General features: G+C 65.2%; 12 protein-coding genes. 7 read left to right on the forward strand and 5 right to left on the reverse strand.

The window, feature by feature from the left end:
* Positions 1–50: 50 nt before the first annotated feature.
* Positions 51–1,694 carry a SulP family inorganic anion transporter gene (locus ACTIF6_RS03755; protein ID WP_439586668.1) on the reverse strand — a complete coding sequence of 548 codons (1,644 nt, stop codon included), beginning with the start codon at positions 1,692–1,694 and terminating at the stop codon, positions 51–53.
* A gap of 98 nt (positions 1,695–1,792) precedes the next feature.
* Between ACTIF6_RS03755 and bamE the strand changes: the two genes are divergently transcribed.
* The gene (gene bamE, locus ACTIF6_RS03760; protein ID WP_439586669.1) at positions 1,793–2,302 is read left to right on the forward strand and encodes an outer membrane protein assembly factor BamE domain-containing protein; all 510 of its coding nucleotides are present in this window, start codon (positions 1,793–1,795) and stop codon (positions 2,300–2,302) included.
* 12 nt (positions 2,303–2,314) lie between these two features.
* Here bamE and ACTIF6_RS03765 read toward each other — a convergent pair whose 3' ends face one another.
* Together ACTIF6_RS03765 and metG are read right to left on the reverse strand one after the other, a co-directional pair.
* Positions 2,315–3,055, reverse strand: a complete 741-nt coding sequence (locus ACTIF6_RS03765) for a YoaK family protein (RefSeq protein WP_439586670.1) — start codon at positions 3,053–3,055, stop codon at positions 2,315–2,317.
* 14 nt (positions 3,056–3,069) lie between these two features.
* Complete coding sequence (metG, locus tag ACTIF6_RS03770) at positions 3,070–5,118, reverse strand: methionine--tRNA ligase (protein ID WP_439586671.1); 2,049 nt, start codon at positions 5,116–5,118, stop codon at positions 3,070–3,072.
* Positions 5,119–5,268: 150 nt separating this feature from the next.
* Between metG and apbC the strand changes: the two genes are divergently transcribed.
* Positions 5,269–6,360 (forward strand): iron-sulfur cluster carrier protein ApbC, encoded by a 1,092-nt coding sequence (gene apbC, locus ACTIF6_RS03775; RefSeq protein WP_439586672.1) that lies wholly within the window; start codon positions 5,269–5,271, stop codon positions 6,358–6,360.
* A 2-nt stretch (positions 6,361–6,362) separates the two neighbouring features.
* Here the strand turns inward: apbC and ACTIF6_RS03780 are convergent, their stop codons facing one another.
* Both ACTIF6_RS03780 and ACTIF6_RS03785 read right to left on the reverse strand, forming a co-directional pair.
* Complete coding sequence (locus ACTIF6_RS03780; RefSeq protein ID WP_439586673.1) at positions 6,363–7,916, reverse strand: benzoate-CoA ligase family protein; 1,554 nt, start codon at positions 7,914–7,916, stop codon at positions 6,363–6,365.
* Between the two features lie 19 nt (positions 7,917–7,935).
* Complete coding sequence (locus tag ACTIF6_RS03785; RefSeq protein ID WP_439586674.1) at positions 7,936–9,510, reverse strand: 3,4-dehydroadipyl-CoA semialdehyde dehydrogenase; 1,575 nt, start codon at positions 9,508–9,510, stop codon at positions 7,936–7,938.
* A 176-nt stretch (positions 9,511–9,686) separates the two neighbouring features.
* Between ACTIF6_RS03785 and ACTIF6_RS03790 the strand changes: the two genes are divergently transcribed.
* The 5 genes from ACTIF6_RS03790 (at position 9,687) to ACTIF6_RS03810 (ending at position 16,110) form a co-directional block, all read left to right on the forward strand.
* Positions 9,687–10,631, forward strand: coding sequence for a helix-turn-helix transcriptional regulator (locus tag ACTIF6_RS03790; RefSeq protein WP_439586675.1), 945 nt, complete (start codon positions 9,687–9,689; stop codon positions 10,629–10,631).
* A 148-nt stretch (positions 10,632–10,779) separates the two neighbouring features.
* A complete protein-coding gene (gene boxC / locus ACTIF6_RS03795; protein WP_439586676.1) occupies positions 10,780–12,447 on the forward strand; it encodes a 2,3-epoxybenzoyl-CoA dihydrolase in 1,668 nt (555 codons plus the stop codon).
* A 129-nt stretch (positions 12,448–12,576) separates the two neighbouring features.
* On the forward strand, positions 12,577–14,004 hold the full coding sequence (gene boxB / locus ACTIF6_RS03800; protein ID WP_439586677.1) for a benzoyl-CoA 2,3-epoxidase subunit BoxB: 1,428 nt from the start codon (positions 12,577–12,579) through the stop codon (positions 14,002–14,004).
* Positions 14,005–14,045: 41 nt separating this feature from the next.
* Positions 14,046–15,347, forward strand: a complete 1,302-nt coding sequence (boxA, locus tag ACTIF6_RS03805) for a benzoyl-CoA 2,3-epoxidase subunit BoxA (protein ID WP_439586678.1) — start codon at positions 14,046–14,048, stop codon at positions 15,345–15,347.
* 130 nt (positions 15,348–15,477) lie between these two features.
* A complete protein-coding gene (locus tag ACTIF6_RS03810) occupies positions 15,478–16,110 on the forward strand; it encodes a DUF3305 domain-containing protein (protein WP_439586679.1) in 633 nt (210 codons plus the stop codon).

Raw genomic sequence — 16,110 nt, forward strand, 5'->3', positions numbered from 1 at the left:
GGTGGGCAGCCGGGGCGGGCGCAGGGGAAAGCGGCGATTTTACCGGTCTGCTACTGGCAGGTGTTCAGCCGGCTGGCAAAGCCCGATCGTTCGATCAGGGAGCGTGGCTGATCATGCAGCCCCACCATGCCCAGATGGCCACCGCGCTTGTGCACCGCCTTGTGCAGCTGTTCCAGCGCATCGAGCCCCGAGGCGTCCAGGGAAATCATATGACTGGCGTCGAGCATCACGTTCACCGGCGATGGCGAGGTTTCCACGGCGGTCACGATCGGATCGATCTTGGTGACAGCGCCGAAGAACAGCGAGCCATAGAGCTTGTAAGTGAGTTGCTGCTCGGTGCGGGCCACCGGTTCGGCGCGAAAGATCGAACTCTGCCGGCGCACGAACAGCACCACGGCCAGCACCAGCCCGAGCTCCACCGCCACCGTGAGATCGAAAATGATCGTCACCGCGAAGGTGGACAACATCATCAGCCGGTAGTGGTTGCTGAATTGTTTCAGCCGGCCGAACTCGCGCCATTCCCCCATGTTCCAGGCCACGAACAGCAGCACGCCGGCCAACACCGCCAGCGGAATGTGGAACGCCAGCGGCGCGGCCAGCAGCACCACGGCGGCCAGGGTGATGGCATGTACCATGCCCGCCACGGGCGAGGCCGCGCCCGAGCGGATGTTGGTGACCGTGCGGGCGATCGTGCCGGTGGCCGGCATGCCACCGAAGAAGGGCACCACGGTGTTCGCGACGCCTTGTGCCATCAGTTCCTGGTTGGGGTCGTGCTTGGGCGCATCGCCCAACTGGTCGGCCACGCGGGCGCACAGCAGGGATTCGATGGCGCCCAGCATGGCGATGGTGAGCGTGGGCGTGACCAGCAGGCGCACGGTTTCCCAGGAGAAATCGGGCAGTTCGAAGGCCGGCACGCCCTGCGGGATGCCGCCAAAGCGTGTGCCGATGGTCTCCACCGGCAAGGCCAGCGCCCAGGCCAGCAAGGAAAGGGTGACCAGCGCCACCACCGGGCCCGGGATGCGTGAGGTGGCCTTGAGCGCGCTCACCCGGTCCAGCACCGCGATCTGGCGGCGGAACTGCGAGTCCACCGCCCACAGCCGGGGCCACACGAACAAGCCCAGCACGCACAACGCGCCCAGAGCGAAGGCAAACACGTTGAAGCTTCCGAGGTGCAGCGCCATGGCGTTGATCTGGCCGAAGAAACTCGCGGGCATCTTCGCGATGTCCAACCCCAGCAGGTCGCGCACCTGCGACAACGCGATCAGCACCGCGATGCCGTTGGTGAAACCGATCACCACGCTCACCGGCACGTAGCGCACCAGCGAACCCAGGCGAAACAGCCCCATGAGGAACAGCAGCACACCCGCGCTGGCCGTGGCGATCAGCAGGTTGGCCACGCCGTAGCGCTCGACGATGCCGTAGACAATGACGATGAAGGCACCCGCAGGGCCACCGATCTGCATGGAGGTTCCACCCAGGGCCGAAATGAGAAAGCCCGCGATGATGGCCGTCCACAGGCCGGCCTCGGGTTTGAGGCCACTGGCGATGGCAAACGCCATGGCCAGGGGGAGCGCCACGATGCCCACCGTCGCGCCCGCGCCGATGTCGCGCACCAGCTTGTCCCGGTTGTAGCCCTTCATGTCCTGCACGAGGCGCGGACGGAAGGGGGCCAGGGGCGGCAGTCCTTGGAGCATGGGGCATGTTACCTTTCGCAACCGTTCACGGGGCTGACAAACCGGCGGGTGGGGCCAGCGCGACTAAACTGGATTTTTCTGTTTTGACGAGGATCCGCATGAAATCTTCCTGGACGCGATGGCGTTGGCGCGTGGCGCTCCTGACCTGCGTCTGGCTGGTCGGTGGCTGCGACCCGCAGAACATCAGCGAACTCGAAGAGGGCGTGTCCACCGAGGCCGACGTGCGCGAACGCTTCGGCACGCCCGAAGCAGTGTGGGAGGCCGAGGACGGCGCTCAGATCTACGAATACAACCGCCAGCCCGCCGGCCACCGCAACTACATGATCACCATCGGCCCGGATGGTCGCATGGCCGCGCTGCGCCAGGTGCTGACACCACAGAACTTCAAGCAGGTGGTTCCCGGCATGCCCATGGAGACGGTGCGCCGCATGCTGGGCAAGCCGATGAAGATCACGACCTACGATATCAAGCGCGAAACCCACTACGACTGGCGTTACCTGGACGGTCCCAACGCGGGCGATTCGAAGATCTTCACCGTGGTGTTCGACCGCGACCTGCGCGTGGTGTCCACCGGGTCGACGCGGGACCCGGAGATCGATCCGAAGTAGGCGGGTGGCTCCTCAGGCCGCGCGCAGGCGTTGCCAGTCGTCCAGAGCCGGGCGCATGACCAGCAGCAACAGCATCAGCGCCAGGGGCAGGGTGCTGATGTAGCCCAGGTACTTGAAGCCAAGGGCCCCAGTCAGGCCACCCATGAAGAAGCAGGCAATGAGCTGGCTGTGCACACGCAGGCGGTAGCGATCGGCCAGCACCCGTGCCGAGCCTGCCTGCCGGTTCACGTAGAGCAGCTTGCCCAGTTCGATGCCGAGGTCGGTGACCAATCCTGTTACGTGGGTGGTGCGGATCACCGCGCGCGAGATCTTGGTGATCACCGCATTCTGCAGACCCATGATGAAGCACAGCACCACCACAGTGAGGGGCAGAAAGACCGGCGTCATGAAGCCGATGGCGGCCCCGAACAGGCCGAACACCAAAAGTGCTGCGGCTTCCAGGATGAGCGGCAGGCCGTAGGCGCTGCGCAATTCGTGCCGCATGCCCCAGTTCACCAGCCAGGCTGTGGTCATGGCGCCAAGCAGAAAAGCGAGCACCGATCCGACACCCGCCAGAGCCAGGGTGAATTCACCCAGCACCAGGTGGTCGGCCACCGAGGAGACGATGCCCGTCATGTGCGAGGTGTACTGACCCACGGCCAGAAACCCACCCGCGTTGGCCGCGCCGGCCACGAAGGCCAGCACCGAGCCGAGCTTCAGATCGGCCTGCGGCGTGCGCTGCAGACTGGTGAAGCCACGGATCGGCTTGAACATGGGCGATCGATCGTTCAGCGCACCCGCATGCCAGGCGTGGCGCCGGGCCAGGGGTTGAGCACATGGATGCCGGGCTGCGCCTTTTCGTCGGCGTGGCTGGCGGCCAGCACCATGCCTTCGCTCACACCGAATTTCATCTTGCGTGGCGCGAGGTTGGCCACCACCACGGTGAGCTTGCCCACCAGGTCCTCGGGTTTGTAGGCGCTGGCGATGCCGCTGAACACGTTGCGCGTGCGGCCTTCGCCCACGTCGAGCGTGAGGCGCAGCAGCTTGGTCGAGCCTTCCACGGTTTCGCAGTTCACGATCTGCGCGATGCGCAGGTCGATCTTCGCGAAGTCGTCGATGGTGATGGTCTCGGCGATCGGCTCACCACCCGGGACTGCGGCCACTTCGACTGGTGCGGGCGGGGGCTCGAAAAGCGCGTCGAGCTGCTTGACGTCCACCCGTTGCATGAGGTGCTGGTAGGGCTGGATGCGGGCCACGTCGGCGCGGTTGGACCAGGTCTTCAGGTCGGTGCCGGTCAAGGCCTGCACGCGTTGCGTCAGGTCGGGCAGCACGGGCGCAAGGTAACGCGCCAGCGCCGTGAACGCGTTGACGAGCACCGAACACACCTGGTGCAGTTGTTGGTCGTTGGCGCTGTCCTTGGCCAGGTCCCAGGGCTTGTGCTGGTCGACGTAGGCGTTCACGCGATCGGCCAGGGCCATGATCTCGCGCATCGCCTTGCCGTATTCGCGGTCGTTGTACAGCGCGGCAATGCTCGGCGCAGCGTCGCGGATGTCGTTCAACAGGGCCGCGCCTTGCGGGTCGAAGGTATGCGTGAGCCCGCCGTTGAAGCGCTTGGTGAGGAAGCCCGCCGACCGGGAGACGATGTTGACGAACTTGCCGATCAGGTCGCTGTTGACCCGCAGCATGAAGTCCTCGGAGTTGAAGTCCAGGTCTTCGTTGCGCGCCGACAGCTTGGCCGCGAGGTAGTAGCGCAGCCACTCGGGGTTCATGCCCAGGTTCAGGTACTTCAGGGGGTCGAGCCCGGTACCGCGGCTCTTGCTCATCTTCTCGCCGTTGTTCACCGTCAGGAAGCCGTGCACGAACACCGCGTTGGGCACCTTGCGGCCGCTGAACTTCAGCATGGCAGGCCAGAACAGCGTGTGGAAGGTGATGATGTCCTTGCCGATGAAGTGGTACTGCTCGGTGGACGGGTCGGCCATGAAGGCCTCGAAGTCGCGACCGGTCTTGTCGAACAGGTTCTTGAGCGAAGCGAGGTAGCCGATCGGTGCGTCCAGCCACACGTAGAAATACTTGCCCGGGGCATCCGGAATCTCGATGCCGAAGTAGGGCGCATCACGGCTGATGTCCCAGTCGCCCATCTTCGGCCTGCCGTCGTCGCCGGGGGCGATCCACTCGGTGATCTTATTGAGCACCTCCGGTTGCACCGCGCCGCTGGTGGTCCAGGCTTTCAGGAACTCGATGCAGCGCGGGTCGGAGAGCTTGAAGAAGAAGTGCTCGGAGTTCTTCAGCACCGGCTTGGCGCCCGAGAGCGCGGAATATGGGTTGATCAGGTCGGTCGGGCTGTAGACCTTGCTGCAGACCTCGCAGTTGTCGCCGTACTGGTCCTTGGCGTGGCAGTTCGGGCATTCGCCCTTGATGAAGCGGTCGGGCAGGAACATGTTCTTCTCGGGGTCGAAGAACTGTTCGATGGTGCGCGTCTCGATCAGGCCATTGGCCTTGAGCGCGCGGTACACGTCCTGCGCCAGCACGTGGTTTTCCGGGCCGTCGGTGCTGTGCCAGTTGTCGAAGCCGATGTGGAAACCGTCCAGGTAGGGCTTGCGGCCGGCGGCGATGTCGGCCACGAACTGCTGCGGCGTCTTGCCCGCCTTGTCGGCGGCGATCATGATCGGCGCGCCATGGGCGTCGTCGGCGCACACGAAGTTCACCTCGTGGCCCTGCATGCGCTGGAACCGCACCCAGATGTCGGCCTGGATGTATTCCATGATGTGGCCAATGTGGAAGTGGCCGTTGGCGTAGGGCAGGGCGGTGGTGACGAACAGGCGTCGCGGCTGGCTCATGGGAGGGGCTTTCTGTCGGGGAACCGGTCATTTTACGAGGCTATGCCCTCATGGCGCCTGTGTGAATGCCCCTCGCGGGGGCAGGACGTTAGACTCTTCCCCGCCTACCCGATAACCATTGCACCCCCACCCTTCTGGAGACCATTCCCCATGGCCGTTGATTCCCAGGCGCTGCTGACCGCGCTGCAAGGCGTGACCGACCCGAACACGGGCAAGGACTTCGTGTCCACCAAGGCGCTGAAAAACCTGCAGGCCAGCGACGGCGACGTGGCTTTCGATCTGGAAATGGGTTACCCGGCCAAGAGCCAGATTCCCGCCTTGCGCCGCGCGCTCATCGCCGCCGCCAAGTCGGTGCCCGGCGTGGACAACGTGTCGGTCAACGTCACGACGAAGATCACCGCCCATGCGGTGCAGCGCGGCGTGCAGCTCATGCCCAATGTGAAGAACATCATCGCCGTGGCCTCTGGCAAGGGCGGCGTTGGCAAGAGCACCACGGCCGTCAACCTGGCACTCGCGCTGGCGGCAGAAGGCGCGAAGGTCGGCATCCTGGATGCCGACATCTATGGTCCCAGCCAGCCGATGATGATGGGCGTGGAAGGCCGGCCCGAGAGCGAGGACGGCAAGACCATGGAACCGCTGGAGAACTATGGGGTGCAGGTCATCTCCATCGGTTTCCTGATCGACCGCGACGAAGCCATGATCTGGCGCGGTCCCATGGCCACGCAGGCGCTGGAGCAGTTGCTGCGACAGACCAACTGGAAAGAACTGGACTACCTCATCGTCGACATGCCGCCCGGCACCGGCGACATCCAGCTCACCCTGAGCCAGCGCGTGCCGCTCACTGGCGCGGTGATCGTCACCACACCGCAGGACATTGCGCTGCTCGACGCGCGCAAGGGCATCAAGATGTTCGAGAAGGTGGGCGTGCCGATTCTGGGCATCGTGGAGAACATGGCGGTGCACGTGTGCGAGAAGTGCGGCCACGTGGAGCACATCTTCGGTGCCGATGGCGGCAAGAACATGGCGGCCGAGTACGGCATGGACTACCTCGGCGCGCTGCCGCTGAACATGAGCATCCGCGTGCAGGCCGACAGCGGCATGCCCACGGTGGTGGCCGACCCGGAGGGCGAGATCGCCGGTCTCTACAAGGGCGTGGCGAGGCAGGTGGCGATCAAGATCGCGGCCAAGGCCAAGGATTTCTCGAGCAAGTTTCCAAGCATCAAGGTTTCCAAGGACACCTGAGCTCAGCCGGCTTCGCGCTCGCGCAGTCTGAAGCGCTGGATCTTGCCAGTCGCCGTCTTCGGCAGCTCCGGCAGGAACTCGATGAAGCGCGGGTACTTGTAGGGCGCGAGCTTTTCCTTCACGAAGGCCTGCAGTTCCGCTTCGGTCGCCTGCGCGCCGGCCTTGAGCACCACGAAAGCCTTGGTCTTGGTCAGGCCATCGGCATCCAGCTTGCCGATCACGGCGGTCTCGAGCACGGCGGGGTGCTGCACCAGCGTGGCCTCCACCTCGAACGGGCTCACGTAGATGCCGCTGACTTTCAGCATGTCGTCGTTGCGGCCGGCGTAGGTGCAGTAGCCGTCGGCGTCGCGCGTGTACTTGTCGCCCGCCTTGGTCCAGCCGCCCTGGAAGGTGTCGCGGCTCTTGTCGCGGTTGTTCCAGTACATCAGCGCAGCGCTTGGGCCGCGGATGTAGAGATCGCCGATCTCGCCGTCGGCCACCGGCTGGCCGTCCTCGCCGCGCAGTTCAATCTCGTAGCCCGGCACCGGCTTGCCGGTGGTGCCATAGCGCACGTCGCCCGGCCGATTCGAGAGGAACACGTGCAGCATCTCGGTGGAGCCGATGCCGTCGATGATCTCGACGTCGAAGTGCTTCGTCCAGCGCTGGCCGATGTCTTGTGGCAGGGCCTCGCCAGCGGACGAACACAGGCGCAGCGCGACATCGCTTTTGCCCGGCAGGTCCGGGCTCGCCAGCATGCCGCCGTAGCCCGTGGGTGCGCCGTAGAACACCGTGGGCTTCAGCTCCTTGAAGCGCTTGAAGCAGGCTTGCGGTGTGGGCCGCTCGGCCATCAGCACCACGCTGGCGCCCACGCTGAGCGGGAAACTCAGCGCGTTGCCCAGGCCGTAGGCAAAGAACAGCTTGGCGGCGGAGAACACCACGTCGTCTTCGCGCAGTTCGAGCACCGCCTTGCCATACAGCTCGGCCGTCCAGTACAGGCTGGCCTGCGTGTGCACCGTGCCCTTGGGCGCGCCAGTGGAACCACTGGAATACAGCCAGAAGGCCGGTTCGTCGCCGTGGGTGTCGGCCGCTTGCGCAGGCTCACTCTGCGCAACCAGCTTCGCGAAATCGTGCGCGCCCGATGGCAGTGGTTCGGTAGCGCGCGAGACGATGAGGTGTTGCACTTCGGTGGATTTCGAGGCCAGGGCGGTCTGCAGCGTGGGCAGCAGCGCCGCCGACACGAGCACGGCCTGGGCACGGCTGTTGGCCAGCATGTACGCATAGTCCTGCGCAGTGAGCAGGGTGTTCACCGCCACCGGCACCACGCCCGCGTGCAAAGCGCCCAGAAAAGCCACCACCCAGTCGCTGCTGTCGTGCATGAGCAGCAGCACGCGTTCTTCTCGCCGCAGGCCCAGGGTGCGGAGCGCGCCCGCGAAACGCTGCACCTGGTCGGCGAGCTGACCGTAGCTGAGAGACCCCTGGTCGTCGATCAATGCGGTTTTCTGCGCACGGCCGACGTTGAGTTCGAGCAAGTGGCTTGCGAAATTGAAGCGCTCGGGTGGGGCGGCGGTTGCGGTCATGTGGTGTCTCCTCTGCAGTTCAATACGTCAAGGCTACTGCCGAGGCAGCCAGTGCGTCCAGAGCGGCGCTGCTGGCCTGCACGGCGCTGCGGCGGTGGTAGAAGCCCAGTGCTCGCAGGCCACCCAGCTCTTCGCCGCCACCGGCGCGGCCCGGGCCGCCATGCAACGACATGGGCATCACGTTGCCGTGGCCGGTCTGGCTGGCCGCCACATCGGGCGAGATGGCGTGCACGCGTCCGTGTGCGGAGCCGAGTTCCAGCGCGGCGCGGGCGATGAAAGCGGGGTCGGCGCTGTACACCGAAGACACCAGTGAGCCTTCGCCGCGGTGGATGAGCTCGAAGGCCTGTTCGATGCTGTCGTAGGCCATGAGCGTGGCGACCGGACCGAACACCTCCACCTCGTGCAGCAGCCTGGCCTTCGCGGGCTCGCGCGATCCCAGCAGCACCGGTGCCACGCAGGCCGCCACGACCGGGTCGGCGTCCAGCAGCGTGGCACTGCCGCCGTCGAACAGCACATCAGCTTCCGCGCGCAGTCTCGCAATGCCTTCGAGCACGCTCGCCTTCTGCTCCTGGCTCACCAGCGAGCCCATGCGCACGGCTTCATGGCGTGGGTTGCCGACACTGGTCTTCGCCAGCTTGGCGCCGATGGCCTGGGCCGCGGCGTCGTACAACGCACGTGGCACGAACACACGGCGGATGGCGGTGCACTTCTGGCCGGCCTTGACCGTCATCTCGCGCACCACCTCGCTCACCAGCAGGTTGAAGGCCTCGCTGTCGGCGGTGGCAGCCGGGTCCAGCAGGGCGCTGTTGAGGCTGTCGGCCTCGATGTTGCAGCGCACGGAACGCTCGGCGACGGCGGGGTGGCTGCGGATGACGCGCGCGGTGTCGGCCGAACCCGTGAACGAGACCACGTCGAAGGGCTGCAGCTGATCCATCAGACCGGCGGATGAGCCGCAGACCACGGAGAGAGAACCTGGCGGCAGGATGTTGGCATCGATCACATCCTTCACCATGCGTTGCGTGAGCCAGGCCGTGGCGGTGGCGGGTTTCACGATCACCGGCACGCCCGAGAGCAGGGCGGGCGCGGCCTTTTCCCACAAGCCCCAGCTCGGGAAGTTGAAGGCGTTGATGAACAGCGCCACGCCGTGCGTGGGCTGCAGGATGTGCTGGGTCTGGAACGCCGGGTCCTTGCCCATGCGGATGCGCGCGCCATCGAGCAGGGCTCGCGCATCGCCCAGGGCCTCGCCCTGCTTGGCGTAGTAGCCCAGGGTGAAGATGCCGCCGTCGATGTCCACCGCCGAATCCTTGGTGGTGGTGCCAGAGTTGGCGGTGGCGATCTCGTAGTAGGCATCTCGGTTGGCTTGCAGCACCTTCACGATGACCGCGAGCAGGGCTGCACGCTGGCCGTAGGTGAGGGCGCGCAAGGCCTTGCCGCCTTGTTCCCGGGTGAACCGGAATCCGGCCTCCAGGTCCAGGCCGGCGTTGCCCACGCGGACCAGCTCGGTGCCCAGAATGGGGTCGAACAATGGCGTGCCGGTGCCCGTGGCGGTGTGCCATTGGCCGCCCAGGTGGTTGGGAAGCAGAGTGGTGGTCATGGTGTCTCCTGAAATGGGTCCCCGGGTTGCCAGGGCTGTTCGCGGCCATCTAATGGCGCTATAAATGCACTATCTTGCTTGCTGCGAATTGTGCATTAAAGTGCATGTTTGTCGGATTGGCAAGAGCCCTGAGGGTTATCCCTCCAGCCCCGACACTTTTGAAAGCCCTGTTCACCATGGATGCAGCCGACACCAGCGTGATGGCCTCCGCCGCAGGCCGGCCAGCCGATCCGGCCACCGAAGAACCCCGGCACCCTTTCCTGGTGTCGCTCGGAGAGCGGGTGCGCACCTTGCGCTCGCGCCGTGGCATGACGCGCAAGGCCGTGGCCCTCGCCGCCGACGTGTCCGAGCGCCACCTGGCCAACCTGGAATACGGTACTGGCAACGCGTCGATCCTGGTGCTCTTGCAGGTGGCCCAGGCCTTGCAATGTTCGCTGGCCGAATTGCTGGGTGATGTGAGCACAAGCTCACCTGAATGGCTGCTGATCCGCGAGCTGCTGGAAAAGCGCAGCGAATCGGACCTGCGTCGCGCGCGCATTGCCATCGGCGGGTTGCTGGGCGGCGGCGCGATGCCGGGGGACGACCCCGGCCGCAAGGCGCGCATCGCGCTCATCGGGCTGCGCGGTGCAGGCAAGTCCACGCTGGGCCAGCGCCTGGCCGACGACCTGGGTTTTGCCTTTGTCGAACTCAGCCGTGAGATCGAAAAGTTCGCCGGCTGCAGCATCAACGAGATCCACTCGCTTTATGGCACGCCGGCCTACCGCCGCTATGAACGCCGGGCTCTGGAAGAAACCATCCAGATCTACCCGGAGGTGGTGATCGCCACGCCGGGTGGGCTGGTTTCAGACGCCGCCAACTTCAACCTGCTGCTCTCACACTGCACCACGGTGTGGTTGCAGGCCGACCCGGCCGATCACATGGGCCGCGTGGCCGCACAGGGCGACATGCGCCCCATGGCCGCCAGCCGCGAGGCCATGGAGGATCTGAAGCGCATCCTGGCCGGGCGCTCGGCCTTCTATTCGAAGGCCGACATGAGCTTCAACACCAGCGCCTACCCGCTGGAGGAAGCCTTCATGGCTTTGCGCGAGCAGGTGCGGGAACTGGTCGACTTGCCGGTGTGACATGCAGAAAAGTGCATTGACGTTTTGAACTTTGTGAATTATTATTCACATCAACAGGTTCGAACCGGCCCATAGTGGCTTGGTTGTCGGGCCTGATCCCGCAGTCGTCGCCCGGCTGCCCGAGACCACCGCCCCGGAGACAACCACCATGAGCACCACCGCCACCCCGACCACCGTCGACTACCGCACCGACCCCAGCCAGTACCGCCACTGGAAGCTGTCTTTCGACGGCGCCATCGCCACCCTCGCGGTGGACATCAACGAAGACGCCGGTATCCGCCCCGGCTACAAGCTCAAGCTCAACAGCTACGACCTGGGCGTGGACATCGAACTGCACGACGCGCTCAACCGCGTGCGCTTCGAACACCCCGAAGTGCGCACTGTGGTCGTCACCAGCGGCAAGGACCGTGTGTTCTGCTCGGGCGCCAACATCTTCATGCTCGGCCTCTCCAGCCACGCGTGGAAGGTGAACTTCTGCAAGTTCACCAACGAAACGCGCAACGGCATCGAGGACTCCTCAAAGCACAGCGGCCTGAAGTTCGTGGCCGCGCTCAATGGCGCCTGCGCAGGCGGTGGTTACGAACTCGCGCTGGCCTGCGACGAGATCGTGCTGGTGGACGACCGGTCTTCTGCCGTGTCGCTGCCCGAAGTGCCGCTGCTCGGCGTGCTCCCCGGCACCGGCGGCCTGACCCGCGTCACAGACAAGCGCCATGTGCGCCACGACCTGGCCGACATCTTCTGCACCACCAGCGAAGGTGTGCGCGGCAAGAAGGCGGTGGACTGGCGGCTGGTCGACTCCATCGCCAAGCCGCAGCAGTTCGCCTCGCACGTGAAGGAACGCGCAGACGCGCTGGCCGCCCAGAGCGATCGCCCCGCAGCAGGCAAGGGCGTGTCGCTGCCCCGCATTGAACGCACCGACAGCGCCGACGGCCTGAGCTACAAGCATGTGAACGTGGCGATCGACCGCAGCAAACGCAGCGCCACGATCACCGTGAAGGCTCCCACCGGCGCGCAGCCCACCGACATCGCCGGCATCGAAGCCGCAGGCGCCGCCTGGTGGCCGCTGCAGATGGCGCGCGAACTCGATGACGCCATCCTGTGCCTGCGCACCAACGAACTCGACATGGGCACCTGGCTGCTCAAGACCGAAGGCGATGCCGCCGCGGTGCTGGCCAGCGACGCGCTGATGTTGGCCCACAAGGACCACTGGCTGGTGCGTGAAACGCTGGGCCTGATGCGCCGCACCTTCGCGCGGCTCGATGTGTCCTCGCGCAGTCTGTTCGCACTCATCGAATCCGGCTCGTGCTTTGCGGGTTCGCTCGCCGAGCTGGCCTTCTGCGCCGACCGTGCCTACATGCTCGCCCTGCCCGATGACGCGGATGCCGCGCCCAAGCTGCAACTGGACGAGTTCAACTTCGGTTACCTGCCGATGGTCAACGACCAGTCGCGCCTGCAACGCCGCTTCTACGAAGAAGTGGAACCGATGGAAGCCGCGCGCGGTGCCATCGGCAAGGCGCTGGATGCCGATGCAGCATTCGAACTCGGCCTGGTGACCGCCGCGCTCGACGACATCGACTGGGAAGACGAAGTGCGCATGGCGCGCGAAGAGCGTGCGTCCATGTCGCCCGATGCCCTCACCGGCCTGGAAGCCAACCTGCGCTTCGCCCAGAAGGAAAACATGGCCACCCGCATCTTCGGCCGCCTTACCGCCTGGCAGAACTGGATCTTCATCCGCCCCAACGCGGTGGGTGACAAGGGTGCGCTCAAGGTCTATGGCAAAGGCGACAAGGCCGCCTTCGATTTCAACCGGGTATAGGACCCCCCTGCGCCGCGCTGCGCGCGTCATCCCCAAGGGGACGATGCGAGCGGCCCGGCAAAGCCGGTTCCGCCGCATCCCAGATCAGAACCCTCGTCACTCCCTAGTCCCCACCCGCAGGAGATATCCATGTCCAGCATCAACTACAGCGAAAAAATCCCCAACAACGTCAACCTCAGCGAAGACCGCACGCTGCAGCGCGCGCTGGAAGGCTGGCAACCGAATTTCGTGAACTGGTGGGACGATGTCGGTCCCGATGGCTCGACCAACTACGACGTCTACCTGCGCACGGCCGTCAGCGTCGACCCGCAGGGCTGGGCGCAGTTCGGCCACGTGAAGATGCGCGACTATCGCTGGGGCATCTTCCTGAACCCGGGCGATGCGAACCGCGAGATCCACTTCGGTGACCACAAGGGTGAGAAGGCCTGGCAGGATGTGCCCGGCGAACACCGCGCCAACCTGCGCCGCATCATCGTCACGCAGGGCGACACCGAGCCCGCCTCGGTCGAGCAGCAGCGCCACCTGGGCCTGACCGCGCCCAGCATGTACGACCTTCGCAACCTCTACCAGATCAACGTGGAAGAAGGCCGCCACCTGTGGGCCATGGTCTACCTGCTGCACAAGCATTTCGGCCGCGATGGCCGCGAGGAAGCCGAAGCGCTGCTGCAGCGCCAGTCCGGCGACCAGGACAACCCGCGCATCCTCGGTGCGTTCAACGAGAAGACGCCCGACTGGCTGGCCTTCTTCATGTTCACCTACTTCACCGACCGCGACGGCAAGTTCCAGCTCTCGGCCCTGGCCGAGTCGGCATTCGATCCGCTGGCCCGCACGACCAAGTTCATGCTGACCGAGGAAGCGCACCACATGTTCGTGGGCGAGAGCGGCGTGTCGCGCGTGCTCGCGCGCACCGCGCAGGTGATGAACGAACTCAAGACCGACGACCCGCAGAAGGTGCGCGCCGCCGGCTGCATCGACCTCGGCACGATCCAGCGTTACCTGAACTTCCACTACAGCGTCACCATCGACCTCTTCGGCGCCGATCAGTCGAGCAACGCCGCCATCTTCTACAGCTCGGGCCTCAAGGGCCGCTACGAAGAAGGCAAGCGCACCGACGACCACGTGCTCAAGGGCCAGACCTACAAGGTGCTCGAGGTCAAGGACGGCCAGCTTGTCGATAAGGACGTGCCCATGCTCAACGCGCTCAACGAGGTGTTGCGCGACGACTTCATCAAGGACTCGGTGGCCGGCGTGAACCGCTGGAACAAGGTGCTGGAAAAGGCCGGCATCGCCACCCGCCTGACCGTGCCGCACAAGGCTTTCAACCGCCAGATCGGCGCGCTGGCCGGCATCAAGATGTCGCCCGATGGCCGCGTGGTGAGCGAGGCCGAATGGGCTGCGAAGAAAAACGAATGGCTGCCGACACCGGAAGACTTCGCCTTCGTCGCTTCGCTCATGGGCCGCGTGGTCGACCCGGGCAAGTTCGCGGGCTGGATCGCACCGCCTGTCATGGGTATCAACCGCCAGCCAGTCGATTTCGAATACGTCAGATTCGGTTGATCCCTCTCCTACACTGTCTCTAGATTCATCGGAGACTTGCCATGAACGCCATTGCCGAAGCCGCTGTCATCAAGCAGCACCTGATCGATCCCGAGATCTGCATCCGCTGCAACACCTGCGAGGCCACGTGCCCGGTGCAGGCGATCACGCACGACAGCGTCAACTACGTGGTCGATGCCTCGAAGTGCAACCTGTGCATGGACTGCATTTCGCCCTGTCCCACGGGATCGATCGACAACTGGCGCAGCATGCCGCGCGTGCGCGCGTACTCGATCGAAGAGCAACTGACCTGGGAAGAACTGCCAGCTGAGCTGCCGCCTGAGGAACTCGAAGGCCTGATCGAGGCCGGTGGCGATGTGGCGGTGGCGCCTGCCCACGCGGCTCCGCCTGCGGTGGTGAAGGACGCGAGCGGCACGGAGACCTTCAATTCGTCGGCCTACGGTGCCACGCTGCCGCCCTGGTCCGCCGCACACGCCTACAGCAACCTCTACGGCCCCAAGGCCGCGCAAAAGACCGTGACGGCCACGGTGGTGGGCAATGTGCGCGTCACCGAAGTCGGCAAGACCGCCGGCAGCGACTACGACACCCACCACATCGTGCTCGACTTCGGCGCCATGCCCTTCCCGGTGCTGGAAGGACAGAGCATCGGCGTGGTACCGCCCGGTGTCGACGACATCGGCCGCAAGCACCACGCCCGCCAGTACTCCATCGCCAGCCCGCGCAACGGTGAGCGCCCTGGCTACAACAACCTGTCGCTGACCATCAAGCGCGTGCTGCAGGACCACGACGGCGATCCCGTGCGAGGGGTGGCGAGCAACTACATGTGCGACCTCCAGGTGGGCGACAAGGTGGAGGTGATCGGGCCGTTCGGCACCAGTTTCCTCATGCCGAACCACCCGCGTTCGAACATCGTGATGATCTGCACCGGCACCGGCAGCGCGCCCATGCGGGCCATGACGGAATGGCGGCGGCGCCTGCGCGCCTCAGGCAAGTTCGAAGGCGGCAAGCTCATGCTGTTCTTCGGCGCACGCACGCAGGAAGAGCTGCCGTACTTCGGCCCCTTGCAGAGCCTGCCCAAGGACTTCATCGACATCAACTTTGCTTTCAGCCGGACGCTGGGAAAACCCAAGCGCTACGTGCAGGACGCCATGCGCGAACGCGCAGCGGATCTCGCCGTGCTGCTGCAGGACCCGAACACCTTTTTCTATGTTTGCGGCCTGAAGAGCATGGAAGAGGGCGTGGTGCTGGCGCTGCGCGATGTGGCGCAAGGTGCAGGCCTGAATTGGGAAACCATCGGCGCATCGCTCAAGCGTGAAGGGCGTCTCCATCTGGAAACCTATTGAAATAGGTTCCCCCCGCGCCGCGTCTGGCGGCGCGTCACCCCCAGGGGGCGACACCTGAGGCCCGGCAAAGCCGGTTCCTCGGTGTCCTCGACACGCTCGCGAGCTGAATGGCTTACATTGCGGTCTTCTTATGAAGATTGAACATACCCCGGTATCCGCACGCAGCCGTCCCGCCATCGAGGTCGATGTGGTGATGCGGCGCGAGCCGGTGAGTGGTCCCATGAGCCGCTGGCAGCCCTGGCGCTGGGTGCTGGCCGATGTGGTGTTGCGCTCCGAGCCCGACGACACTGGACCTGCCGATCCGCATCAAACCCATGAACCCCAGGCGGTGGAACCGGTGGACGCAACCAAGGCAAGCGAGCAGGCCACCCACTGGCTGTTCCCGAGCTTCCGCGTGGAACTGTTCCGCGACGATGCCGAGGGTTACTTCCTCAACCTCAACAGCCCCCATCCCTGCTTCTGGGTGTTCTGGCGCGCCGATGAAGCGCGCCTGCTCGACGGCGAGCCCATGGCCGTGCCGCAGGTCGTCACACTGAGCTACCACGACGCCGGTCGCTGGCTCGACGCGCAGGAACGTGTGGATCAGGTGCCGGCGCCGAGCGAAGTGGTGGAATGGTTGCGCAGCTATGTCGACGCCACCTACCAGCCCGAGCCGAAGAAGCGCAAGCGCCCCGACAGCTTCAAGCCGCTCACCGACCGTTTCGGGCAGCCGGTGCGAATCTCGACGGAAAAGGTCCGTGGTGGTGGATCACCGGGGCAATGA

Source organism: Hydrogenophaga sp. (assembly GCF_051860785.1).
In the GTDB taxonomy this organism is placed as follows: Bacteria; Pseudomonadota; Gammaproteobacteria; order Burkholderiales; family Burkholderiaceae_C; genus Hydrogenophaga.

Excerpts from the sequence above, each read along its gene's own strand:
- ACTIF6_RS03755 (WP_439586668.1), bottom strand. The coding sequence starts at position 1,694 with ATGCTCCAAGGACTGCCGCCCCTGGCCCCCTTCCGTCCGCGCCTCGTG.
- bamE (WP_439586669.1), top strand. The coding sequence starts at position 1,793 with ATGAAATCTTCCTGGACGCGATGGCGTTGGCGCGTGGCGCTCCTGACC.
- ACTIF6_RS03765 (WP_439586670.1), bottom strand. The coding sequence starts at position 3,055 with ATGTTCAAGCCGATCCGTGGCTTCACCAGTCTGCAGCGCACGCCGCAG.
- metG (WP_439586671.1), bottom strand. The coding sequence starts at position 5,118 with ATGAGCCAGCCGCGACGCCTGTTCGTCACCACCGCCCTGCCCTACGCC.
- apbC (WP_439586672.1), top strand. The coding sequence starts at position 5,269 with ATGGCCGTTGATTCCCAGGCGCTGCTGACCGCGCTGCAAGGCGTGACC.
- ACTIF6_RS03780 (WP_439586673.1), bottom strand. The coding sequence starts at position 7,916 with ATGACCGCAACCGCCGCCCCACCCGAGCGCTTCAATTTCGCAAGCCAC.
- ACTIF6_RS03785 (WP_439586674.1), bottom strand. The coding sequence starts at position 9,510 with ATGACCACCACTCTGCTTCCCAACCACCTGGGCGGCCAATGGCACACC.
- ACTIF6_RS03790 (WP_439586675.1), top strand. The coding sequence starts at position 9,687 with ATGGATGCAGCCGACACCAGCGTGATGGCCTCCGCCGCAGGCCGGCCA.
- boxC (WP_439586676.1), top strand. The coding sequence starts at position 10,780 with ATGAGCACCACCGCCACCCCGACCACCGTCGACTACCGCACCGACCCC.
- boxB (WP_439586677.1), top strand. The coding sequence starts at position 12,577 with ATGTCCAGCATCAACTACAGCGAAAAAATCCCCAACAACGTCAACCTC.
- boxA (WP_439586678.1), top strand. The coding sequence starts at position 14,046 with ATGAACGCCATTGCCGAAGCCGCTGTCATCAAGCAGCACCTGATCGAT.
- ACTIF6_RS03810 (WP_439586679.1), top strand. The coding sequence starts at position 15,478 with ATGAAGATTGAACATACCCCGGTATCCGCACGCAGCCGTCCCGCCATC.